Genomic DNA, 24,242 nt, shown 5'->3' with positions numbered 1-24,242 from the left:
TTTATTAATCAATCTCTGTAAAAATATATAAAATAATAGCTACTCCATACAAGAAGACATTTTCATGTGTCTGGAATGTATGGAGTAGTTTTTTCGATATCTAACATTTTATTCCATTCAAGGTTAGCCAACCTTGCTGGATTGTAACGACGTAATCATTTAAAATAAATGAGATTACTGAACCATTTTTAGTAATTTTATTCAAAAATAATATAGGGTATGATAAAAACGATAGGATTTATTTTAGACTTCTGTACTTTTTTATATAGATTATCAGTCCTTTTTGATATGATAATGACATATGAAATTTCAGGAGAAATATTAATAGAGGTGAACCTATGTTAACAACAAAGAGTTTAATTGAACGCTTTAACCTTGAGCTTATAGCTGGGGAGTCAGGCTTAAATAAACAAATAAAAAATACTGATATATCAAGACCGGGATTAGAAATGGCTGGATATTTTTCACACTATGCCTCTGACCGCATTCAATTGTTAGGAACAACAGAATTATCATTTTATAATCTACTACCGGATGAAGAACGCAAAGGACGCATGAAAAAATTATGTCGACCAGAAACACCAGCAATTATTGTGACAAGAGATTTAGAGCCACCAGAAGAGCTTGTAGCATCGGCGAAAGAATTTGATACACCACTTATCACGTCAACAATTGCAACAACACAATTAATGAGTCGTTTAACGACTTTCTTAGAACATGAACTTGCACGAACAACTTCGTTGCATGGTGTACTAGTAGATGTGTATGGTGTTGGTGTACTTATAACAGGAGACTCAGGTATCGGTAAGAGTGAAACAGCACTTGAACTAATTAAACGTGGTCACAGACTTGTCGCGGATGACAATGTAGAGATTAGAGAAATTAGTAAAGATGAACTGATTGGTAGACCGCCTAAATTAATAGAACATTTATTAGAAATTAGAGGTTTAGGTATTATAAATGTAATGACACTCTTTGGTGCAGGTTCCATTTTGACCGAAAAGCGTTTACGTTTAAATATTCATTTAGAAAATTGGCATAAAGATAAATTGTATGATCGCGTTGGTTTGAATGAAGAAACATTGCGCATTTTAGACACTGAGATTACTAAAAAGACCATACCAGTTAGACCAGGTCGTAACGTAGCAGTTATCATTGAAGTTGCAGCGATGAACTATAGACTTAATATTATGGGGATTAACACTGCAGAAGAATTCAATGATCGCTTAAATGCTGAAATTATGCGTAATGGTAGCAACAATAAGGAGAATAAATGATGATATTGAATTACATTGATCCAATTGCATTTGAGCTTGGTCCAATATCTGTTCATTGGTATGGCGTTATCATCGCCGTGGGTATACTATTAGGTTATTTTATTGCTCAGGAAAGTGTTAAACGCATAGGTTTTGATAAAGATATATTGATTGATATCATCTTTTGGAGTGCAATTTTTGGTTTTATCGTAGCTAGAATTTATTTTGTTATTTTCCAGTGGCCTTATTATGCACAACATCCAATAGAAATACCTATGATTTGGTATGGAGGAATTGCAATCCATGGTGGTCTGATTGGCGGTTTTATCACAGGTATCATTGTATGTAGACAAAAAAATATCAATCCATTTCAAATTGGTGATGTGATTGCACCGAGTTTGATTTTAGGACAAGGTATTGGCAGATGGGGGAACTTTATGAATCATGAAGCCCATGGTGGTCCTGTGACTAAATCATTTTTAGAAAATATGCATATTCCGGACTTTATTATTAACAATATGTATATTGATGGTCAATACTATCACCCAACGTTTTTATACGAATCTATATGGGATATTCTAGGATTTGTAATATTAATTTCATTGAGAAAACACTTACGTATAGGTGATACTTTTGCACTATATCTTATCTGGTATTCTATCGGTAGATTCTTTGTAGAAGGTTTACGTACAGATAGTTTGATGCTCACGAGTGATATACGTGTTGCGCAACTTATGTCTGTCGTACTTATTGTTGCAGGCATTGTCCTTATGATAATTAGAAGAGTGAGATATAATGCACCAAGATATAAAGATGTTGGCCCTTTAACATGGTCAAAGCAAAAGGTGAAGTGATAGAATATAATGCGTGACTTAAAAAAGCTAAAAGTTAATGGTAAAAATCCATTATGGCATATGTATCGCTACATAAGCCGTGTCAAAATGTTTAAACAAACAGTGATTATAGAAGTTTGTCGCTACTTACCTAATGTGAAATTAAAACATTGGATGTATCGTAATGTATTAAATATGAATATAGGTGCACATACTGCGTTTGCTTTTAAAGTTGTACCTGATTTACTGCATCCTGAGTATATAACGGTTGGTAAAAACTGTATCATAGGTTATAACACAACTATTTTAACGCATGAGTTTTTAGTAGATGAATTTCGAACAGGGCATGTATTTATTGGAAATCATACGTTAATCGGAGCTAATGTAACAATTTTGCCTGGTGTAAAAATAGGAGATTATGTGAAGGTTGGCGCAGGTACTGTTGTATCTAGAGACATCCCGAATCACACGTTAGCATATGGAAATCCAATGCAACTGAAAAATGACTAAATACAGGAGGTGAACATGGATGGCGCAAAACAGCAATAAAATTATTTCAATGAAACTTGATAGTCCTTTTTATACAAAATTAGCTGATCAAAAATATCAACAGCAAGATTATAAAAAGGCAGCAGAATACTATGAAAAAGTGCTTGAAATGTCACCCCAAGAAATTGATGTTTTTGAAATTAAAGTAAAATTATCAGAATGTCTCGCACATCTTGGTTATAACAATAGAGCAGAACATATTTTTTATGAAATGATTGCTAAACAAGAATCGGTAGTGGATAGTTACTATCAACTCAGCCAATTAAATATTACGCTCAATGAAGCAAATAAAGCTTTTTTATTCGGCATGAATTATGTCATTTTAGCAGATGATGACGACTACCAAGAAGAATTAGAAGAAATGTTTGAGGTTACTTATAACTCTGAAGAAAAGATTGAGGTTGAATGCCAATTATTTGCGGTTCAACTCATTTTTCAATATTTATTTTCACAAGGCAGACTGCCCGAAGCAAGAAACTTTGTTTTAAATCAAAATGAAGCGATTCAAGATCATCGAGTAGTTAGAAATTTATTAGCCATGTGTTATCTATACCTCAATGAATATGATACTGCTAAAGATATGTTTGAACGCTTGCTTAATGAGGACAATACTGATGTACATGCACTTTGTCATTACACTTTATTGTTATATAACACCAATGAAAAAGAAAAGTATCAACGTTATTTAAATATTTTAAGTAAAGTTGTACCTATGAATGATGATGAATCCTTCAAGTTAGGTATCGTACTTTGTTATTTAAAGCGATATGAAGCTTCTCAAAAATTGCTGCAACCACTTTATAGAAAAGGGAAATTTCTCTCTATACAAATGTATAATGCTTTGAGCCAGAACAATTATCATCTCAATCATCTCGAAGACAGCAAATATTTTTGGTCTAAGTTACAAGAAATATCAAAGGTTGATGTAGGTTATGCGCCTTGGGTAATTGAGCAAAGTAAGGCGTATTTCAACCAACAAGTATTGCCACTATTATTGAGTGAGGATAGTCATCGTAGGTTATACGGGATTTTCTTATTAAATCAATTAAAAGGTCGTGAAGTCTTACTGACACAAGACATATGGGCTGTTTTAGAAGATATGAATGATTATGAAAAATTATATTTAACTTATCTCATTCAAGGTTTACAGTTAAATAAGTTAGATTTTATTCATAGAGGCATGTTAATGTTGTATAATATTGAATACTTGAAAAATAACTCAGAGTTATTTATTGTATGGATTGATAAAGCAGAGGCGATTATAGCAGAACAAGCAGATTTAACTAATGTAGATGATTATGTTGCTGCTTTTGTTTATATGTATTATCGGAGTATGGACACTAAGATTACCAAACAACAAGTATTAGAATGGTTTGATATAACGGCTTATCGTTTAAATAAAACAATAGACTATTTGGTAAGCATATAATTTTATGAAATGCAAGAAATCATATATAATGCGTATAATGCGTATAATGAATTAATAAACAGGAGGCAATTTAAATGGCTGAACAAGTGGATTTTGATGTTGCGATTGTAGGTGCAGGGCCAGCTGGTATGACTGCTGCTGTGTATGCATCACGTGCAAACTTAAGTACTGTAATGATTGAACGTGGTATGCCAGGTGGACAAATGGCAAATACAGAAGAGGTTGAAAACTTCCCAGGTTTTGAAATGATTACTGGGCCAGATTTATCAACTAAAATGTTTGAACATGCTAAAAAATTTGGCGCAAAATATCAATATGGTGATATCAAATCAATTGAAGACAAAGGTCAATATAAAGTCATAAATCTTGGTAACAGTGAGATTACTGCGCGAGCTGTAATTATATCTACTGGTGCTGAATATAAAAAAATTGGTGTGCCCGGTGAACAAGAATTAGGTGGCCGCGGTGTGAGTTATTGTGCAGTATGTGATGGTGCATTCTTCAAAAACAAAAAATTATTTGTTATCGGTGGTGGAGATTCTGCAGTTGAAGAAGGTACATTCCTTACAAAATTCGCTGACAGTGTAACAATCGTTCATCGTAGAGATGAACTACGTGCACAAAAAATCTTACAAGATCGTGCATTTAAAAATGATAAAATCGACTTTATTTGGAGTCATACACTTAAAACAATCAACGAAAAAGACGGTAAAGTTGGTTCAGTTACTTTAGAATCAACAAAAGATGGCGCTGAACAAACTTTCGATGCTGACGGTGTTTTCGTATACATTGGTATGAAACCATTAACAGCACCATTTGAAAATCTAGGCATTACAAATGAAGTAGGCTATATTGTCACTAATGAAGATATGAGTACGAAAATCCCAGGTGTTTATGCTGCTGGTGACGTACGTGCAAAAGGCCTACGCCAAATCGTAACTGCAACAGGTGACGGCAGTATCGCAGCACAAAGTGCAATTGCTTATATTGAAGAATTAAAAGATGTTATAGAAGCATAAGATTAAAATATATTATTTATAGAGTTTATTTGAATAATAACAAGATCCAGACAGGCTAGAATGTATCAACCTCACATTAATCATGTAGGTTTAGCATTCTAGCTTTTTTACATAATTGTACTTTAAGTGTAAGTATGCAATGTAAGTCAATGAAACGCTTGTGTAAGGTATAAACCTAATATATATGTGTATTTCAAGAGCTATATAATAAATAAATCGCACAGACACTAACCTATTATAAATTATGCTAATTGAAAAAATGAAAAGACTCAATTACATTTGTGGACGCAAATTTATTTCATTTAAGTGAGTCTACGATAGTACTTAGGGTCAATTAAGTGATAAAACTACTACCAAAGTCGTTTTTCATGTAAAATATAATGTGATAGCATAGTGGTCATAAACTGACTAAGTTAAAATGATTGCTTGTATTGATAAAAAAATTCCAGAACAATAAATGGAATGTCTAAAAATAATCTTTGGATGGTGTAAAGTAATGCAACGAGAAGAAAAAGAAGTGACTAAAAGTGAATTATTAGTTGTGACGGGTTTGTCTGGCGCTGGTAAGTCGGTTGTAATACAAAGTTTAGAAGATATTGGTTATTTTTGTGTAGATAATTTACCTCCAATATTGTTGCCGAAATTTGTAGAATTAATGGGTCAAGGAAATCCTTCGTTGCAAAAGGTAGCCATTGCTATTGATTTAAGAGGAAAAGAACTTTTCAAATCATTGATTAAAGAAATCGATCAAATCAAAAGTAACTCAGATATTATCGTTGATATGATGTTCTTAGAAGCATCCAACGAAAAGTTAATCTCGCGTTATAAAGAGACGCGACGTGCACATCCATTAAATGAACAAGGACAACGCTCGTTAATTGAAGCGATTGAAGAAGAACGCAGTTTACTCGCTGAGATTCAAAGTTTAGCAAACTACACGATTGATACATCATTTATGAAACCCAAAGAGCTTCGTAAGCGAATCGGAGATTACTTTAATCAAAGTAATTATCAAACATTCAATATTAATGTAACCAGTTTTGGTTTTAAACACGGGATTCAGATGGATGCGGATTTAGTGTTTGATGTAAGATTTTTACCGAACCCGCATTATGTGGATGAACTAAGACCCCTAACTGGAGAAGATGAAGCAGTATATAATTACGTTATGAAATGGAAAACAACAAATATTTTTTATGAGAAATTGATGGATTTATTAAAATTTATGATTCCAGGATATAAAAAAGAAGGTAAATCACAACTTGTGATTGCTATTGGTTGTACCGGAGGCCAACATCGTTCTGTAGCTCTAGCTAAACGCATTGGTGCAGAGCTCAACGAAAATTTTGACTATAATGTATATGTGCATCATAGAGATGCGCAAATTGAAAGTGGCGTGAAGCAAAAAAATGAAAAGAATTAAACTTGTACTTATTGGTGGTGGTACAGGTTTATCTGTTTTAGCACGTGGTTTAAAAGACTTTCCAATAGATATTACGACCATTGTCACAGTTGCTGATGATGGTGGTAGTACGGGGAAAATCAGAAATGAAATGGATATTCCTGCACCTGGTGACATACGAAATGTAATTTCAGCACTCAGCGATTCAGAATCAACAATTGAAAGATTGTTTCAATATCGTTTTAAAGAAAATCAAGTTGAAGGCCATTCTTTAGGCAACTTGTTAATAGCTGCATTAACGAATATGAATGATGACTTTGGACATGCGGTAAAAGAATTAAGTAAAATTTTAAATATAAGAGGTCGAGTGATACCATCTACAAATTCCAGTGTACGCTTAAATGCAGTGATGGAAGACGGTGAAATTGTTTATGGAGAATCAAAAATTCCTAAAAAAAATAAAAAGATAGAACGTGTATTTTTAGAACCAGAAAATGTAGAACCCATGGAAGAAGCTGTTGAAGCGATAGAAGATGCTGACTTAATCGTTTTAGGACCAGGTTCGCTATATACAAGTGTAATTTCTAATCTATGCGTTAAAGGTATTGCGGATTCATTATTAAAATGCAATGCACCAAAGTTATATGTATCAAATGTTATGACACAACCTGGTGAGACTAATCATTACACTGCCTTAGATCATGTTGATGCAATACATAATCATATGGGACGTCATTGTATAAACTATGCTATATGTAGTACTCAGACGTTTAACGCTGATGTTTTACGTCGTTATAAAGAAGATGGCGCAGATCCAGTTAAATGCAACATGAAAGATATGGAAGCAGAAAAGATAAAAGTTTTTACACACGAAAATCTGGTAGAAGTCTCACAAGAAAATTATGTTAGACATAATACAGAGGTCTTGTCTAAAATGATTTACGAGATTGCTATGAGAGAAACAGAAACAATTGAATTTAACCGAGATAAATAAAATTATAAAACAAACTAAGTATTAAACATAGATAAGAAGGGACTGAAGAAGTATGAGCTTTGCATCAGAAATGAAAAATGAACTTACTAGAATAGAAGTAGATGAAACAAATGCAAAAGCAGAGCTCAGTGCACTCATACGAATGAATGGTGCACTCAGTCTTTCCAACCAACAATTTGTGATAAATGTTCAAACTGAAAATGCTACGACAGCAAGACGTATATATTCCTTGATAAAAAAAGTATTTAATGTTGAAGTAGAGCTACTTGTAAGAAAAAAAATGAAATTAAAAAAGAACAATATTTATATTTGTAGAATTAAAGCGCGTGCTAAAGAAATTTTAGATGAATTAGGTATTTTGAAAAATGGTGTTTTTACGCATGAAATAGATGAAACGATGATTCATGAAGATGAAATGAAAAGAAGTTATTTACGTGGTGCTTTTCTAGCAGGTGGATCAGTGAATAATCCTGAAACATCTTCATATCATTTAGAAATATTTTCATTGTATGAAGATCATTCAGAAGGCATTACGAATTTAATGAATGAATATGAACTTAATGCGAAGCATCTAGAACGTAAAAAAGGAAGCATCGCTTATTTAAAAGAAGCTGAAAAAATTTCTGATTTCTTAAGTTTAATCGGTGGTTATCAAGCGTTGCTTAAATTTGAAGATGTGCGTATTGTCAGAGACATGAGAAATTCTGTAAATAGATTAGTTAATTGTGAAACAGCTAATTTAAACAAAACCGTTAGTGCAGCGATGAAGCAGGTTGAAAGTATTCAATTAATAGACCAAGAAATTGGGTTAGATAACTTACCTGATCGCTTACGTGAAATAGCGAAATTACGAATAGAACATCAAGATATTTCTTTGAAAGAATTAGGCGAAATGATGTCTTCAGGTACAATTTCAAAATCTGGTGTCAATCATCGTTTAAGAAAATTAAACCAAATGGCTGACAAAATCCGAAGCGGTGAAACAATCGAACTTTAATGAGTTTTTCTTAAAAGAATATGGCATTTATTACAAATGATAAGACTAAATTTAAAAATATATTAAAATATTATTGAAAAAAACTACGTTTTGATATTATAATATTCTAATTAGATTTATAGATGACGCCTCATAAGAGGTGTCTTTTTTAATAGGAGTGTATTTTCTGAGGATCTTACGATGTCTTATTAATTCTAAATTAAGTTTTGTCACTTAAATGTGTTGTTATTGAAATTTAAGTTCAGGAATAGCTAAGTCAATTATTTAGGCATGGATTGAATACATATAACATATGAAGTGATGATAATTTAGATTAAATCGAACAGAATGGGAGTGAATAAATGTCAGCATTAATAAAAAATCATTATAAAAGTATCATCTTGTGTTTAATTGGAACGTTTATCAACGCTATAGGTGTAAATTGCTTTTTACTAGGATCGAATTTAGGTGATGGTGGTACAGTCGGTATCGCACTAGCCTTGAAGTATACTTTAGGATTTTCTCCAGCTTGGTCTTCTTTAATTATTAATACAATCGTTGTTTTTATCGGTTGGAAGTATTTAAGTAAAACAATCGCTGTTTATACTGTCATCTCAAACACGGCACTCTCATTCTTTTTAAGAGTAACTGAAAATATTAATTTAGGTATAGATGATTTTGTTATTAACTCTGTATTTGGTGGTGCAATTATAGGAATCGGTGCTGGACTAGTAATCTCTACAGGGAGTACACTCGGAGGCACATCTGTAATTGCTAAAATCATAAGTAAGTATTCAGAAATGAAAACATCACAAGGTATTTTTATTTTAGATGGTATTGTCGTCTTATCTTTCTTAATGGTGTTACCATTAAAAAATGTGTTATTTACGATTATCATGTTATTCATTACAGAAAGAGCGACTTCATTTATCATTGAAGGCTTTAATCCTAAAAAAGGTGTTACGGTCATTTCTACTAAGAATGAAATTATTAGTGACAAAATTAATTCCTTTACCGGTCGGGGCTCGACATTATTAAACGGAAAAGGTGGGTATGCTAAAACTGAAACGACAATGTTATATGTTGTTGTACCTCAGTCTCAGGTGACAAGGGTTAAAAAATTAGTCAATGAAGTAGATGAAAATGCCTTTTTAGTTATTCACGATGTGAGAGATGTCTTAGGCAGCACGTTTATCAATGTGAAATAATGGTGATATATAAGTGGTTAAATGTTTAAAAATAACTATAAAATCATTTTCACGAAACTTAAACGCTTAAATCGCAATAGTTAAGCCATTTAAACGTTATAAATGACAGAGCTTTGTTTTTAAATCCTCTGGATAGTTGTTTTTATATTTTGCTAGGTATAGAAAATAAAAAGGACTTTCAACGACTGAAAATAAAAGTCAATGAAAGCCCGATAAATCACTATTTAATGTAATGTCTTATAACGAAGAACATTCAAATTATCCCCTCGAAGGGCATATTATAAAGTGATTAAACGCTGTTATATAAGCTTTTTATTTACTTTGTGGGGACTATTCGGGGACTGGAAAATAAATTATAGTAAAAACCACCTAATATTTATAATTAAGTGGCTTAAATAGTTTCTAATAATTTCATCGCTTTTTCATCTTCACGTTCGTAAGTTTCTTGAAGTAGGTGGGAGTAAATGGATTGTGTTGTGGCTGGGTTGGAATGTCCTAAATGTTTTGATATATATAGTATTGAAAAGCCATGATGTATGAGTATAGAACAGAAACTGTGTCTTAGCGAGTGAATAGTTATCTCTTTTATATTTAGATTATCACATGCTTTTCTCAGTACTTTGTTTACAGCAGCATTTGTTATTGTTTTACCATCAACAGTAAAGATGTAACCACTGATATTAGTAGGTCGTGAATCAATAAATGATTGAATACGTTTCATAGTTACTGCATCAATACTTATTATTCTGTCTGATGTTTCGGTCTTGGTACCTCTTAAATGAATTTTATTATTTTTAATATCCAAATCTTCACGTTTCAATTTAGCAATTTCTGAAAATCTACCACCTGTTGCAAGTGCTACTAATAGCACAAGTGATGAGGTGGTATTTTTTTGTTCAAAATAATGTTTAAGTTTTTTGAATTCAGATTCATTAATAAACTTCATTTCTTCCGTCTTAGCTGGAACAGATGCGTGTAATTCTGCTTTGTATGTAGGGTTTTTAATAACATAACCTTCATGTATAGCATCATCGAATGCATTGCGTATATAACTATTCAACTTTCTAATCGTTTCATAACTGTGCGTTAAACCGTACTCATTGAGAAACTTTTGGTATTCAGTACGTTTAATATCTTTTAATAACTTGTGTCTAAAATGGTTCTTTATATGCTTGTATGCAGATTCATAATGTCTTTTAGTTGATTCTGATACGTGTGGTAGTTTATTAACTTCATACCATTGATAAAAATAATCTGCAAATGTTATATCATTACTTACAGCATATCCATTTCTCATTTTATACTCTAAATCTTCTGCAATTCGTTTAGCTTCTTGTTTAGTACGATAACCACCTTTTTGAACTTTTTTTCGGTTACCTTCATCGTCTACATATGAGATTGAATATCTCCATGTTTTACCTCGCTTTTCAATGTATGCCACTTAATCACCTCGATTTTGTTCTGACAAGTATTGTTTCAATTCATTTATTGTAGTCATTCTTACTAGACGTTGTAATTTTAAAGCATCTTGTTGTTCTACTGCTTTCTCTATTTCTTCGTGAAATTCCTTAGCATTAAATATTTCTCTGCTTCCTTCTATTAAGGCTAACCTTTCCATGAGCACATTGCTATCATTTATATTATTTTTTAATAAATCGAATATTAGTTGGTATTCGTCATTTTGTTTTTTGATTTTTCTAATTTCATGATTCTTTTCTAATTCGTATAATTCATATTCTCTTTCTTTTTCAAAATGTATCTTTAATGAATCTAACTCATTTAGCATTCTATGTTTTTCATCGTCATTTATTATAAAAACATTTCCAAGAAATTCTGAACCAACTGTATTTTTGATTGGATCTTCACCATAATATATAGAATATTTATTTTGAGTTAATAACCATCTTATATCTAAATATGGCTCATCCAACTCTATTATTTCTTTTGCTTTTTGTCCTTTTTGCCCCTTAACTACTCTCATGTAATTATTGAAAGTTTTCATTCCATTAATTACTTCATTTGTTATTTCTTTATAATCACTGATTTTATCAAGTTGTTTTTGAGTGTACTCATTTAATTCATTTTCTGCATTTGAACAATCTAAACTTGCTGACTTCAACATTTTTAAATAGGTATCATCTTTATTTGTTGGATCTAAAGTAAAAGCAATTGCTAATAATTTTTCTTTATCAGGATGCTTTACCTTTCCATCCTCTAATCTATATATATATGAATGTGAAACATTACTCGCTTCAGAAAGTTCTCTTAGAGAATAGTTTTTACTTTTTCTTAAATTTTTTAACATTTCGTTTAATGCCATATTATCACCTCTCATGCATTTTACCATTTTTGAAACATTAAAACAATTTGAAACAAAATTAAGCAAACCCCTTGTGCTTTATCAAGAATGTTGGTAAGATATAAATATATTAAAACAGTAAAACAATGTGAAACGTTTTACAATTTGGAAGAGGTGATTTTTTGGAATATTCAATTCGTAAAAAAGATTTATTGATTCTTCTTGTAAAGAATAATATGAATCAATCTGATTTATGTAGAAAAGTACCGATTGAAAGAAGTTATTTTTCAAGAATTATTAATGGTAAAACACTACCTTCTGAAATAATGGCAATTAAAATTGCAAATACATTGAATGTTGATGTATCTGAAATATTTGAAATGAAAGAAAAAGTGTGAGGAGGAAGTTCGATGGTTAAACAATTTTTTGACGGTAAAGAAATTCGTTTTATTGAAAAAGACGGGGAGTATTGGGCCATAGCAGGTGATGTTGCAAAAGCATTAGGGTATTCACACACACCACATATGACTAGATTATTAGATGTGTCAGAAAAGGCCGTCCATAATGTGGACACCCTTAAAGGTAAGCAAAAAGCTGTAATTATTTCAGAAGTAGGTATTTACGAAGCTATTTGGAATAGTAGACGTGATGAAGCTGATGAGTTTAAGAAATGGGTTAAGCAAGTTATTAAAGAGTTAAGACAATCAATCGGATTAAAGCAACATGAAGTATTTCATTTAATGGATAAGCAGCATCAACGAAAAGCTATGGACGTTTTGCAAAAAGGTTTATCTAATCCCAATAAGATTAGTTATATTAAATGTCAAACTGTAGTTAATAAATGTGTTTCAACATTGTTTGGTTATGATAAAGCTTTGAAAAAAGAACAAATGAGTGAGGATATGTTAATTATTCGTCAACAAATTTTAGATGACACAGTCGATTTAATGACTTCTATTAACAAATTTGGTTTAGATATTTCAGTCAGTAAAACTATCTACAATAAATATTTGAATACACAAGCAACAGCTTAATAAGGAGGTGAAAATGATGCAAGAACAACTACAAGAAAATGAAGGTATTGTAATTATCAACGAACCTAAACTTGTGTGGTCATTTAAAGATTTACAGTCACACATGCAATTATCAAGGAATTCAGTTATGAAAAAGCTTTTGCTTAATCCGAGATTTAAAAAGGACATTGAAAAGTATGTACATGAACCTAAATCACAGGCAGATCATTACAAGTTTTTAGCAGAACCAATGAAAGAGTATATTAAGAAAAATTTTAACGAAATATATAATTCTTAGGGGGACATTAAATGAAAAGATACATGTTATACATGCTTATATTATCAATAGGCACAGTTTTTATAGGTGTACTAAGTGATATATACGTAGCCTTTGCACTATTTATTGTCGCAACAGCATACGGACTTAAATTAGAAAATTTGGAGGAATCAAAATGAATAAATTAACTGAACAAGATTATAAAAATATTGAAAAGGCAGTAAGTAAAGACCGTATTTTTAAAGATGAAAAACATACTAAAAAAATGAGGGAATTGTTGGAAAAACGTCACGACAGAGATGCATCAGTTATAAGCAAGGAATATCCTAACTTGAATGATAATGAGATTTCAGAAATCCTTAATGATTATAAAAATTATAGCGAGCTTTTGCAGGCAACAGAAATTTTTACAGACTTTCCTATAAATTGTGAGGATTCTAACGTACGTCATTTTATTACTAAAGATAATATTGAAGAATTAAAAACAGCTATTGAAGAAATGGAAAATTTTGTTAGTAATTTGGAGGTTAATTAAGATGACAAACTATGAAAATATTCCACAAATAGAAATAGTTAGAGAGTTTAAAAGTAAATATGGTAGAGAAATTGCACTCATGCTTATAAGTGAGCGTATTAATAATAGAGATTTGAGTAAAGATGATAGACAAGTACATGAAATGGAACTTATTCAAGCATATATGAAATCTCAAGACATCAACGCTGAATACATTGGCGAATTAGATATTTTAGATATGATTCAAGACTTTGAAACAATGGCTCAAATGTCAGTATATGTAACAAACATCTTAAAGAAAATGCAAGTTAAAAATTATGATATGTCAAATGAAATTAGTTACTTCTCACGAGAAGATGATTTGAATAATTTGTATCTTGCTAAGCTAGAAATTGAAAAGTTAATCAAAGCGATTGAGAAAAACAGACCAAATTATATCAATTTTTATAAATAAAGGAGTTTTACGATGAATTGGAATCAGAAAGATTTAATATGCGAATTTGAATTATTGAAAGAAAAAATTGATGACGTGATTACTGCACATGTGTGGCATGGAGATGAAATGTTCACAAAAAGAGATTTAACAACTAAAGATGAAAAAATAAGCTATGCAATTGGTTATAACGAATCTCGTATACAACATGAACATACAACTGAGTTAATGCTAGTGTATCTAAAGCAATTTGATAAGTTAATCAAAGATTTTAAAGCATTAGATATAGAAAAAGCGTCATCAGATGAATGTTTGGCGACAGAATCTGACAACGCATAGAAATTTTAAAATTATACATGAGGTGATCATGCATAGACAATTTAACATGGTTGCCTCTTGTATTGAAAGGAGTACAAGAGATGAAAAATTTCAACAAAATAAAATTGGATAATGATTTCGATGTTTCTATTATACAATACGATAATCTTTATGCCAACTCTTTTAGACAATTTGATGAATGGAAATGGTCTGATTGGCTGAATAAATTACAAATACCAATGAATAATTCAGACAAATATAAACGTGGTTTAGTGCTTTATGGTGATGTTGAAGATGAAGTGAAAGACGATGAAACAATTCCTAAGTACCGTAAAGACGACAATATTATTAATCGATCAGTGATTACACTTGATTATGATGAAATACGTGTGCAGGACTTCAGATCGTTACACAAAGCGATTTCTAAGCAATTAGAAGGCCACTCATGGGCATTTCACACCACACACTCACATACCACCGAAAAACCTAGAATACGCTTGATGGTGCCTTTAAATGAGCCTGTGAGTGCAGATGACTATCGCAAATATAGTAGAGCATTAGCAAATCATATCGGTCATAAAGTAGACGAAGCAAGTTTCGTACCATCGCAAGCTATGGCACTACCAGTAAAAAACGATAAAGATGCAGTATACATTTTTAGATACAATGATGCGCCTGCAATAACGATTGAGGAATTAAATCAGTTTTCCACAAATCTGGAAAACACCCAACAAGACAAACCGATTACCGTTAATTACTCAAACCAATATAAAAAACGTGATTCGTCTTATTGGCGTGATCTTGCGTTTGGTGTAGGAGAAGGCGAACGTAATCAAGCGCTAGCATCAATTAGTGGATACCTACTGCGAAGATATGTAGATGCCAACCTAGTATATGGCCTTGTGATAGCGTGGGGCAAATCATGTAATCCACCTATGGACGATGGAGAGATAAACAAAACATTTAATTCAATACTCAAAAAACATATGAGCAACTAGAGGGGGACGGGATATGACAGTAGAGGAAATGGAAGTAACACAAGATGAAATTTTTGAAAATATGAAAAAATTTCAAGAAACGAACCAACAACAAAATTGGCAAAGTAGACTAATAGCTAATAATAGTGGTACAGGTTATGCTAAATACTTTTACAATGGTGAGTTGATTCTTGAAAATGATGAAAGTATTAAGGATTTAATCCAATATGATTTGATGGAATATAGAATAAAATTAAAGCGATTTCCTTATTGGCGTAAAAAAAGTGATAAGCGCTATTACTGGTTAGATTATGATTCTAATGAAATACAACGCCATTTTGAGACAAATTACGGTATTGATTTTTCAGATGATAAAATTCTAAAAATGGTTATGCACGAAGCATATGCTAACAGTTATCACCCTATCCATTCCATGATTGAATCTAAAGAATGGGACGGCGTAAAAAGAGTTGATGATTTACTAATAAAATATCTTGGTGCAGATGATACGAAATATGTGCGTTCGGTAACTCGTAAAACATTAGTTGGAGCCGTAGCACGTGTTTATAAGCCTGGATGCAAATTTGACACTGTATTAACAATAATGGGTGGTCAAGGGTTAGGAAAGTCAGAGTTATGTAAGAGATTAGGAGGAGATTATTACAACCCTTCTATAGGAAAGTTGAAAGACGATGAAGATAAGAAAAAGTTACAGGGTAGTTGGATTTGTGAGCTTGAAGAATTAGAAGCATTAAAAAAATCCACCACAGGTGAAGCTAAGGCTTTTATTAGTACACCTATAGACTATTACCGTTCTTCGTATGGTCGATTAGTTGAACCCCACCCTAGGCAATGTATTTTTATAGGAACAACCAACGATGCTGAATTTTTAAAAGATAGTACAGGAAATAGAAGATTTTTGCCAGTAGTCGTGGGCCAAAATAATAAGACTGGCGATTTATTTGAGGATATGACTTCTGAATTTGTTCAGCAAGTTTGGGCTGAAGCTAAATACTATTATGATGAAGGCGAAAGTTTAATACTTGACGACAAAGATTCTGAAACAGCATTAATGTTACAAGAAGCTCATACAGAAGCAGACCCTTACCAAGGTATTGTTGAGGAAATGATTAAGAAACCTATACCATCAGATTATTGGTATAGATCATTAGATGAAAAGCGTTGGGTTATGAGTGAATATGTAGATACAGATTATATAAAAACTTATGACGATGGTAAAACAATAGAATTGCCAAATAGTAGACCTGGAGCTTATGAGTGGCGAGATAAAGTATCTGCACATGAAATTTGGCATATAGCTTTAAAAAACGACAGAATACCTAAACGCAGTGAATTGAGACAAATAAATGAAACTTTAAGAAATAGTATATATACCACACAAGAACATGACAAATTAAGGTTCGGTGACGGTATAGGTAGAGTTAAAGGATTTACGGTTGATTTAAAACCATATCACGAAGAATTACACGAGAATTGTTGTGGATCGTCTGGTCCATAACAATGGAAAGTGACTGTCACTCTGTCACTGTAGTAAAAAGTCTAGGGTGACACCTTGAGTGACAGGATAAATGTTGATATACCAACGTTTATAGGGTCGCTGTCACTCTGTCACTCTAATAATTAAGGTAAAAGTTGAAAATATAAAAGCATATATTTTAAAAGTGTGGGTTTTTTTTAGGGTGACACAGTGACACTTTGGCCTGAATGCATGCGGCTCTAAGGCTCAACCTGTCACTCTACGCTATTTTAATAAGGGACCGTCACTTTAATAGAGTGACAGCATATGATATTAGGAGGACAACAATGGATAAAAATAATATTAAACAAAAAGTATTTGAATATGTAGATGGCCATGAAGAAACATCATTTGTAGAAATTGAAAGGGTTTTTGAAGAACATGGTTTCAATTATGAAGGTGATCTAACTTTAACTGGTACAAATAATGAAACGCTTATATTATGGCTCAATTGGAATAAAGAAGCTATTGAGGTTGTTACGGAATTAATGGCTGAAGAAAAAATATATATGGATGCATGTCAGCCTTTATATTATCTAATTGATGGTAAAAGCATAAATTTACCAATTCCTAAAAGAGCAGGCACTAAAAAACCACATTGGCTACCAGTAGCTTTTTCCACTTTATAAAATATGTAAAAAATGCTATAAAAAACATCGTAAAAATCGCTTTTAAGCCAGTCGTACCATGTGTTTAAGGCGTTTTTTATGGTATAATATAAGTATATTCAAAATACACAAAATGAGTATAAATTCATATAAGAGGTGATGAGCTGAATCACCAAAATATTGCTTATAAAATTATGATGACACTTCCTGCGAATGTGAATAAGGTATCGGATAGATATATTAATTCATTGGTAAGAAAACATACTAGGAAAAAGAAAGATTTTATCGAAGTAAAACGCATAATAAATCAAAAACGAAAGAAGGCATTTAATTATGGTAAAAACAGTAGAAGACAATACAATCAATATCTTTGATAATCAAATTTATGATAAGGGTGTTAAGGCAAAAGAGGTTAAGCAGAAGTACCATCAGCTAACAAATCGTATTAAACAGATTAATAGTAAAATTACACATCATCAAAATAATGATGAATTTGCAGAAGCAACAAAATTAAAAAGTCTACAATCAGATTTAGAACAAGAATTAATCGAAGTCGACGAACAACTTAACTCATCAGATTATAAAGTAACTGAAGAAGAATTTGACCAGTTCTATAAGGCATACAACAATGAAATGACAGGATTTAAGGATGAACATCAAAAACTAGCGAAAGAGATGCAGGATAAACTGCAAGATGTTGTAAAAGTGTATCGTAAAATGATTGAGAATAAAAATGAGGCTGGTCGTCGTATATCTCGTGAACGTTATGTTAAGCAAGAGAAAAATAATCCTGGTAACATTCACAATCAGTATAAAGGCCAAATGTTAGCCCACGAAATTAATTTAGGTGATGGCAACAAGTACGACGAACAAACGACTCCTAGAGGCTATGCATGGCAACTGGAGAAAGCATTAGATACCGTTTCTCGTGATGAGTTCCAAAAATATCATTATGGCAAGAAACAATGGTAAGGATGTGAGTATATGCTAACAACAATCAAACAATCAGATAATAACGTTAAATATAATAAGCAAAAGAATCGAATTACAGTACAAGCACTTACGACAGATAAACCTGTAGAAATGGGAACGACCCAAACAGTAGATCCTAACTATCAGACATTTAAACCATATGAGTTAGATAATAATGTATTTCAAGCATTAAAAGAAAATGACAAGCTATGTGTGATGTTAGACAACAATAAGGATAGTAATATCCTAGCATCGATACATCGTGGCAATTTAACAGTGGTAGTCAATAAAGGACTGTATGGACTGTCTATAGAAGTGGATGACAAACCAATTATGCAAGAATTTATAAATTTAGTGCAGCAGAACAAAGTTAAGAGTGTACAAATCTATACAGATGAAGTGACATCGATGAATAAGCTCATTGAAAAGATTGGTAAAATAAAAGCAATTTCTATAAATACTAAGTAATGTGAAGTGGCATTATAACGGCGTTCATGATATAATATAGATATTAAAGATATATTAAATCTTTAATGTTGAGCGCTCAGTATTAAAGTCTAAATTAGCCATTGGGCATTTAACTCCTTGTTATTTTCATTAGTTCCTAGTTCTTCTGCAAGTTGGTTTAGGCCATCACTATTAATTGGTGGTGGTCTTTTCTTATAAGTAGTGGGTGTGATGAAAGTATAGATATATTGAATGTGGCTGATATATAAGGAGATGCCAATATATTAAAGGTATAGTTATCAAGGGACTACGCAATAAAGGACACAGTGAATAAGCTACCTATGTTAAAGGTCAGGCTATGAAGCACACAGTTTATAAGGTCGCTACTTTAAGTGTAGGATTAGATCCAACTGATGAGATAGTTCATGCAGAAGATTCATTATGATTGTTCATTGATAATCAGAGAGAAGAAACAAAATGTAATTTAAATTGATTCAATCAATTAACTTAAATCATTTGTTCTTATTTAACTAACATTAATTGTTTGTTAATGATCTTCTGTTTAGTTTCATTGTTGATTGTGTTCAGAAGATAAATGATTTCTATTGTTGATTCAATTGTGAAGTTCATTCATCAAATCAAAAAGTAAATGTTAAAGATAAAAGTAAATTGAGATTTGAATTACAAAAAGTTTGTGAGAATAAATTTAAAAAGTAAATCGAAAACTAAATTAAGTTTCTGATTTCAAATAATAAAAATAAATATTAATTATTGTTATTAGATTAGATGATAAGTAACAACAATATGAGAAGCACAAACGAGTTACTAATCGTTATGACTAAGCGTGAATGGTTTGCTTATATACAATGGTGTTTGTAGCCATTTAGAGAGTGATACAGCTCATGTATAGATGATTATATATTAAGTGTTACAAGCTGTTATATGAGGCCTGAAAGCTGTTTAAATAGATAGATTAAAAGTGAATAAATAGGCTGATTAAAAGCGAAGTTTTTAGCGATAAATATAATTGAATAAAGTAAGTGTGAATTAAATACTATGAATAAATTTAATGGGATAGATAATTTAATCGGGCAGTGAAAATAATACTGGAGATTATAAAAAAGAAAATGAAATTTGAAAAAAATAATTTCTAATTTTAAAGGGGGGCGTTGAATTTGCGCCCAGCCTTTTTGAAAACGAATTAAACGAGCCCGCCTTATCCGTAACCGAATCTTGAAATGAAAAGCTAAAATTGTGTAAAAATTCACAATATCAATAGATAAAATAGCCTAATTTAAGCCGTTTATGCCCTACTATTCGACTATTAAGTCTTTCAATGCACTGTAAGACGTTTGTCAGAGCTTAATAGGAGTGTGTAAAAAGTTATCAAAACATTGCAGGTCAATCGATATTTGAAATTGGTCGAAGATTAAAACATGTGAAAGAGAATGACCTTGCCCACGGAGAGTTTGGAAAGTGGCTTGAGCAAATTGACATGAACAGAAGGCAAGCACATCAATTTATAAAAGTGTCTGAAGAATTTTCGAATGACTCGCCGGCGCGTCAATTAGGATTAAGTGTTTTGTATGAAATTGCAACTTTACCTGATGAACAGAGAAACAAAGAGCATGTTACATCGAGTGGAGAAAGTAAGACACCAGACGAAATGACACGAAAAGAATTGCGCGAATTAAAAAAGCAAATTAAGCAAGAACAGGAAGAAAAATCTCAACTCGAATCACAACTTGAACAAGCACAACGCTCTGAATCAATTGCACGTAAGCAACTAGAGAAATAAATTTCAATACATAATATTTATAGGAGATGATATAAATGTCACAGAGAAAACTATTATCACAACAAAAAGCTTATCGTACAAAAGATGTACAAGAACAAAGAAATGCGACTGAGAAAGCTATGAATGAGCTTACACCTTTATCAAAAGAACCACCCGATTTTTTAGACGATGATGCTATTCAAGAATGGTATAGAGTGCTTCCACTCATTAATGAATTACCTATAAAAGATTTAGACAAAGGTCTGCTTGCTACTTATTGCCAAACATATAGTAACTACAAAAATGCCACACTCAAAATTCAAGAAGAAGGTATGGTGGTTCTGACTGAACGTGGAAGTAAACTCTCACCTAATTACACCATACAAAGGGACAGTGTGAACACTATGAATGCTATTTGTCCTAAATTAGGTCTTACAGTCGAATCTCGGCTTAAAATTATGGAACCTAAGCCTAAGCAACAATATGACCCATTTAGTGCATTTTTTGAAGATGGTAAAAAACCACAATCTGTATATGAAGAATTTGGAATGGATAATAACGATTAAATAATAAAGTTCTAGGGAGGTCTACAATGATTTTAAAAAGAAGTAAAAATATTCTTTGGTATTATGAAGAACCTAAGATTACCGAATACGAGCTTTTAACACAATATTCACCCATGATGATTAATAGCAAAATACGAGTGATACAAGAGCAAATAGATGCAATGTACCACTTGAACACATCACACATGTGTTGTGACGAAGTTGAAGGCGTGATAACTGTTTCCTATCCATTAGAAAAGTTAGTATTTTGGATAATACAACAAAAAGAAGAATTAGATCGTTTTAAAAATAACAGCACTAAGAAACTAAATTTAATGAAAAAAATCATTCGTAGATATACACCTAGAGAACAAAATGAAGTTATGAGATACTTCAAATCTAATGGCAGTAACAAGCCGATTAAGACGATTGATAAGTTACAGGTAGATTTATACAAGGTACATCGCAATAAGCGTATAGAACGCAATGAACAGCGTGAAAAAGAGAATGAAGTTATATATCAAAACTTTGTAGTGGAAGTGAAAGAATCGTTAAATAATGAACGTGAGGAGTTAGTTGTATGACAGATGTAGATTATCCAATTTTAGAAAGATACATGCGCAATTATCATAGTATGGTTGATAGTTATAAGCATAAGCCTAATGATATGGACGAATTAAAGTATATGAATCTAGAATCAATTGTGAAGGGTATTACAGAGGTATTTAACAATAGTGAAGTTAAAGTGCAACAGATTATTAAACTCACTTGGTGGGATGATAAGAAGTATACAGATGAAGTCATAGCTGATGTGATAGGCCTAAGTGAATTAACATTAAGACATGCTAGAGAGGTAATTTTAAAGCGTGTTGCAAAGGCAGTGGACTATGTATGAGTTATGATAAAGCAACTGTAAAAGAGTTCATATTGAATTATCACAATACAATAGATAATAATGTTACATGTGATGAAGATATTGGTATTGATGACTTCTTTAATGTGAATGATCAAGCAGAAACCCACGAATTAAATAGTAGTAACGTTAAAGATGTGATATTTTTTAATGAGTTGGAAGCTGTTGTAGAAAGAGTAGCGACTGAAAAAGAACATAATTTATTCTTATTACTTAGTAATGGTGTTAGTTTTGAGAAGGCTGGGAGTATATTTGGTGTTGAGGAACCGAGGGCTAAACAGATGTTTAATCGTTTGTTGGATAAGTTGGGGTGAAAAAGATGCAATGTAATGAACTTTATATTATAATGTATTGAGTTTTGAAAAGTTTTAATAATAGTATTAAAAAAAATCATTTTGTTATGTCAAATTCACGAACTTAATGTATAATTAGTTTACATACAGGAATTTATAATAGGTGATATAATTGAATGAAGTATCAATACTAGGTTTTCATGGCACAATAAACTATTTTGCTAATTTAATATTACAAGATGCAAAATACAAAGTTGATGATAGAGATAACCACTGGTTGGGAAATGGCGTTTATTTTTTTGAAAATGATAAAGATGAAGCAATGTGGTGGGCAAATAATACTAAAGTTAAATATTGTAACCATTATGAAAATGAAGAATTAAAAAAAACAGTTTTAATAAATGAAATAAAAGTTGATAGAGATAAGTTATATGATGATTCCACTACAACTGATCAAAATTTTTTAGAAAAATTCATAGATGAAAATGAAGATATAGTGAATGGATTAAGTATAAAATTTAAAGATAAAAGTTTAGATAAGCAAAAAATCAGTAAAATAATTAGAGGTAATATTATATTTGCATTTTGTAAAATGAATAGTTATCAAGTAGCCAAGTGTGCATTTCCTAAGCCTAAAAATGTAAGTAAAAGAAATTATTCCAATCGTACTAATTTAGGTTTTACAAATGTTAGCACTCAGATATGTGTTTATGATAATAGAACTATTGATTTTTCTACTGTAACAAAGGAGGTTTTAGAATGAACATAACAAAAAAACAAGCAGAGTTTTTAGAAATAATGAAAAGTCTAGGATATGAGTTTGACGAAAATAGTGAAAAAGAAGGTGTAGAAATTCAATTAGAAAATGATAGTTATTGTATTTCTGCGAATGAAATAAAAAATAATTTTTCTCCTATTTCAATTGAATTTAATAGACTAAATAATTATTTGTTTGATTCTAATATATCTTTTAAGTACACGAATGATTCTAATGATAAATCTTTCACTAAAACATATAGAGATAATAAATTCAAACAATTCATGACAAAATCAAAAAGTATGAACAATTTTTATAATAAAAACTTTTATGTTGAGGAAGAAGATAGCTTTAATGATAAAAGTTATAAAAACAACAAACAAGAGGATGATTTTTCGACTGGAAATCAAAAATCACAACGTTTGCTTATTTCGGAGGCAGCATAATGGCAGGAATAAATTTTTTGAACTACATTGTTGATTCTATGTATTATAAAACTAATCCTAATTTCGATTTGAAAAGTAAAGAGATAATTATAAATGAGGAAATTTACGCTGACATTAATATTATTGAAGAAGATGAAACGGCAATGATTACGCTACAAGCTAAACTTGAAGAAAGTGAAGAAGTACCATTTTCATTTGATGTAAGTATTGTGGGTTATTTTGAATTTGATGTCGAAGAGTCAGATGGAATTCAGTTTAAAGATTTCTTGAAAACTAATGCAATTGCTATATTATTCCCATATTTAAGAACTATCGTTAGTGATTTAACAGGGAAGTCTAATAGATTTCCTAATTACAATATGCCAGTTAGAAATATCGCAAATGAAATTGCTGAAAACAATAACATAAATATTACTGAATAAAATAACTATCATGTAAATAGTTGCTTTT

The 24,242-nt window shown here is 31.4% G+C and carries 31 protein-coding genes; 29 read left to right on the top strand and 2 right to left on the bottom strand.

The window, feature by feature from the left end; genetic code table 11:
* The first annotated feature begins 338 nt into the window (after window positions 1-338).
* The 9 genes from hprK to KA926_RS01840 all read left to right on the top strand — a co-directional run bounded on the left by hprK (window position 339) and on the right by KA926_RS01840 (window position 9,666).
* The gene (gene hprK / locus KA926_RS01880) at window positions 339-1,277 is read left to right on the top strand and encodes an HPr(Ser) kinase/phosphatase (protein WP_107383675.1); all 939 of its coding nucleotides are present in this window, start codon (window positions 339-341) and stop codon (window positions 1,275-1,277) included.
* On the top strand, window positions 1,274-2,110 hold the full coding sequence (gene lgt / locus KA926_RS01875; RefSeq protein WP_210143532.1) for a prolipoprotein diacylglyceryl transferase: 837 nt from the start codon (window positions 1,274-1,276) through the stop codon (window positions 2,108-2,110). The genes hprK and lgt overlap by 4 nt, the downstream gene beginning before the upstream one ends.
* A 9-nt stretch (window positions 2,111-2,119) precedes the next feature.
* Entirely contained in the window at window positions 2,120-2,599 is a 480-nt protein-coding gene (locus tag KA926_RS01870; protein ID WP_210143531.1) for an acyltransferase, read from the top strand.
* A gap of 19 nt (window positions 2,600-2,618) precedes the next feature.
* A complete protein-coding gene (locus KA926_RS01865) occupies window positions 2,619-4,067 on the top strand; it encodes a tetratricopeptide repeat protein (protein ID WP_210143530.1) in 1,449 nt (482 codons plus the stop codon).
* A gap of 74 nt (window positions 4,068-4,141) precedes the next feature.
* Window positions 4,142-5,086 (top strand): thioredoxin-disulfide reductase, encoded by a 945-nt coding sequence (gene trxB, locus KA926_RS01860; protein WP_210143529.1) that lies wholly within the window; start codon window positions 4,142-4,144, stop codon window positions 5,084-5,086.
* 496 nt (window positions 5,087-5,582) lie between these two features.
* Window positions 5,583-6,509, top strand: a complete 927-nt coding sequence (gene rapZ / locus KA926_RS01855; protein ID WP_107383680.1) for an RNase adapter RapZ — start codon at window positions 5,583-5,585, stop codon at window positions 6,507-6,509.
* Window positions 6,496-7,482 carry a gluconeogenesis factor YvcK family protein gene (locus KA926_RS01850; protein WP_210143528.1) on the top strand — a complete coding sequence of 329 codons (987 nt, stop codon included), beginning with the start codon at window positions 6,496-6,498 and terminating at the stop codon, window positions 7,480-7,482. The genes rapZ and KA926_RS01850 overlap by 14 nt, the downstream gene beginning before the upstream one ends.
* A 52-nt stretch (window positions 7,483-7,534) precedes the next feature.
* Window positions 7,535-8,479 (top strand): DNA-binding protein WhiA, encoded by a 945-nt coding sequence (whiA, locus tag KA926_RS01845; RefSeq protein WP_107383682.1) that lies wholly within the window; start codon window positions 7,535-7,537, stop codon window positions 8,477-8,479.
* 341 nt (window positions 8,480-8,820) lie between these two features.
* The gene (locus KA926_RS01840) at window positions 8,821-9,666 is read left to right on the top strand and encodes a YitT family protein (protein WP_107383683.1); all 846 of its coding nucleotides are present in this window, start codon (window positions 8,821-8,823) and stop codon (window positions 9,664-9,666) included.
* Window positions 9,667-10,057: 391 nt separating this feature from the next.
* Here KA926_RS01840 and KA926_RS14090 read toward each other — a convergent pair whose 3' ends face one another.
* Window positions 10,058-11,107 carry a tyrosine-type recombinase/integrase gene (locus KA926_RS14090; RefSeq protein ID WP_210143527.1) on the bottom strand — a complete coding sequence of 350 codons (1,050 nt, stop codon included), beginning with the start codon at window positions 11,105-11,107 and terminating at the stop codon, window positions 10,058-10,060.
* A complete protein-coding gene (locus KA926_RS01830) occupies window positions 11,108-11,986 on the bottom strand; it encodes a helix-turn-helix domain-containing protein (RefSeq protein ID WP_210143526.1) in 879 nt (292 codons plus the stop codon).
* A 161-nt stretch (window positions 11,987-12,147) separates the two neighbouring features.
* On the opposite strand from KA926_RS01830, the gene KA926_RS01825 reads away from it, so the two are divergent.
* From KA926_RS01825 to KA926_RS01730, 20 genes are all read left to right on the top strand, one after another.
* Complete coding sequence (locus tag KA926_RS01825) at window positions 12,148-12,363, top strand: helix-turn-helix transcriptional regulator (protein WP_064263798.1); 216 nt, start codon at window positions 12,148-12,150, stop codon at window positions 12,361-12,363.
* 12 nt (window positions 12,364-12,375) lie between these two features.
* Window positions 12,376-12,999, top strand: a complete 624-nt coding sequence (locus tag KA926_RS01820; protein ID WP_210143525.1) for a BRO-N domain-containing protein — start codon at window positions 12,376-12,378, stop codon at window positions 12,997-12,999.
* Window positions 13,000-13,012: 13 nt separating this feature from the next.
* On the top strand, window positions 13,013-13,276 hold the full coding sequence (locus KA926_RS01815) for a DUF771 domain-containing protein (RefSeq protein ID WP_245335813.1): 264 nt from the start codon (window positions 13,013-13,015) through the stop codon (window positions 13,274-13,276).
* A gap of 11 nt (window positions 13,277-13,287) precedes the next feature.
* Window positions 13,288-13,434 carry a hypothetical protein gene (locus KA926_RS01810; RefSeq protein WP_154409531.1) on the top strand — a complete coding sequence of 49 codons (147 nt, stop codon included), beginning with the start codon at window positions 13,288-13,290 and terminating at the stop codon, window positions 13,432-13,434.
* The gene (locus tag KA926_RS01805; RefSeq protein ID WP_210122671.1) at window positions 13,431-13,790 is read left to right on the top strand and encodes a pathogenicity island protein; all 360 of its coding nucleotides are present in this window, start codon (window positions 13,431-13,433) and stop codon (window positions 13,788-13,790) included. Before KA926_RS01810 ends, KA926_RS01805 begins: the two co-directional genes overlap by 4 nt.
* A gap of 1 nt (window position 13,791) precedes the next feature.
* Window positions 13,792-14,223: a hypothetical protein gene (locus tag KA926_RS01800; protein ID WP_210143524.1), complete on the top strand. Its 432-nt coding sequence runs from the start codon at window positions 13,792-13,794 to the stop codon at window positions 14,221-14,223.
* A 12-nt stretch (window positions 14,224-14,235) separates the two neighbouring features.
* Window positions 14,236-14,541, top strand: a complete 306-nt coding sequence (gene tscT / locus KA926_RS01795; RefSeq protein ID WP_210122670.1) for a type II toxin-antitoxin system toxin TscT — start codon at window positions 14,236-14,238, stop codon at window positions 14,539-14,541.
* An 80-nt stretch (window positions 14,542-14,621) separates the two neighbouring features.
* Window positions 14,622-15,518: a primase alpha helix C-terminal domain-containing protein gene (locus KA926_RS01790; protein WP_210143523.1), complete on the top strand. Its 897-nt coding sequence runs from the start codon at window positions 14,622-14,624 to the stop codon at window positions 15,516-15,518.
* A 13-nt stretch (window positions 15,519-15,531) separates the two neighbouring features.
* Window positions 15,532-17,016, top strand: coding sequence for a virulence-associated E family protein (locus KA926_RS01785; protein WP_431011159.1), 1,485 nt, complete (start codon window positions 15,532-15,534; stop codon window positions 17,014-17,016).
* A gap of 305 nt (window positions 17,017-17,321) precedes the next feature.
* The gene (locus tag KA926_RS01780; RefSeq protein WP_210122668.1) at window positions 17,322-17,663 is read left to right on the top strand and encodes a pathogenicity island protein; all 342 of its coding nucleotides are present in this window, start codon (window positions 17,322-17,324) and stop codon (window positions 17,661-17,663) included.
* A gap of 312 nt (window positions 17,664-17,975) precedes the next feature.
* Complete coding sequence (locus tag KA926_RS01775; RefSeq protein WP_210143522.1) at window positions 17,976-18,614, top strand: HAD family hydrolase; 639 nt, start codon at window positions 17,976-17,978, stop codon at window positions 18,612-18,614.
* Between the two features lie 12 nt (window positions 18,615-18,626).
* Window positions 18,627-19,082: a hypothetical protein gene (locus KA926_RS01770; protein ID WP_210143521.1), complete on the top strand. Its 456-nt coding sequence runs from the start codon at window positions 18,627-18,629 to the stop codon at window positions 19,080-19,082.
* Between the two features lie 1,417 nt (window positions 19,083-20,499).
* On the top strand, window positions 20,500-20,859 hold the full coding sequence (locus tag KA926_RS01765; RefSeq protein ID WP_438873451.1) for a pathogenicity island protein: 360 nt from the start codon (window positions 20,500-20,502) through the stop codon (window positions 20,857-20,859).
* Between the two features lie 35 nt (window positions 20,860-20,894).
* Window positions 20,895-21,404 (top strand): phage terminase small subunit P27 family, encoded by a 510-nt coding sequence (locus KA926_RS01760; RefSeq protein WP_210143520.1) that lies wholly within the window; start codon window positions 20,895-20,897, stop codon window positions 21,402-21,404.
* A gap of 26 nt (window positions 21,405-21,430) precedes the next feature.
* Entirely contained in the window at window positions 21,431-21,967 is a 537-nt protein-coding gene (locus tag KA926_RS01755) for a pathogenicity island protein (protein ID WP_192959301.1), read from the top strand.
* Entirely contained in the window at window positions 21,964-22,278 is a 315-nt protein-coding gene (locus KA926_RS01750) for a hypothetical protein (RefSeq protein ID WP_192959302.1), read from the top strand. The genes KA926_RS01755 and KA926_RS01750 overlap by 4 nt, the downstream gene beginning before the upstream one ends.
* On the top strand, window positions 22,275-22,610 hold the full coding sequence (locus tag KA926_RS01745; protein WP_192959303.1) for a sigma-70 family RNA polymerase sigma factor: 336 nt from the start codon (window positions 22,275-22,277) through the stop codon (window positions 22,608-22,610). The genes KA926_RS01750 and KA926_RS01745 overlap by 4 nt, the downstream gene beginning before the upstream one ends.
* 151 nt (window positions 22,611-22,761) lie before the next feature.
* Window positions 22,762-23,352 (top strand): hypothetical protein, encoded by a 591-nt coding sequence (locus KA926_RS01740; RefSeq protein WP_226956021.1) that lies wholly within the window; start codon window positions 22,762-22,764, stop codon window positions 23,350-23,352.
* Window positions 23,349-23,792 carry a hypothetical protein gene (locus tag KA926_RS01735; RefSeq protein WP_192959304.1) on the top strand — a complete coding sequence of 148 codons (444 nt, stop codon included), beginning with the start codon at window positions 23,349-23,351 and terminating at the stop codon, window positions 23,790-23,792. Before KA926_RS01740 ends, KA926_RS01735 begins: the two co-directional genes overlap by 4 nt.
* Window positions 23,792-24,214, top strand: a complete 423-nt coding sequence (locus KA926_RS01730; RefSeq protein ID WP_103301906.1) for a protein-export chaperone SecB — start codon at window positions 23,792-23,794, stop codon at window positions 24,212-24,214. Before KA926_RS01735 ends, KA926_RS01730 begins: the two co-directional genes overlap by 1 nt.
* Window positions 24,215-24,242 lie beyond the last annotated feature (28 nt).

Origin of the sequence: Staphylococcus sp. GDY8P94P, assembly GCF_017892255.1 — a bacterium.
Taxonomy (GTDB): domain Bacteria; phylum Bacillota; class Bacilli; order Staphylococcales; family Staphylococcaceae; genus Staphylococcus; species Staphylococcus cohnii.
The sequence above is the reverse complement of the archived record's forward strand: the minus strand, read 5'-3'. Positions and strand labels throughout refer to the sequence as shown.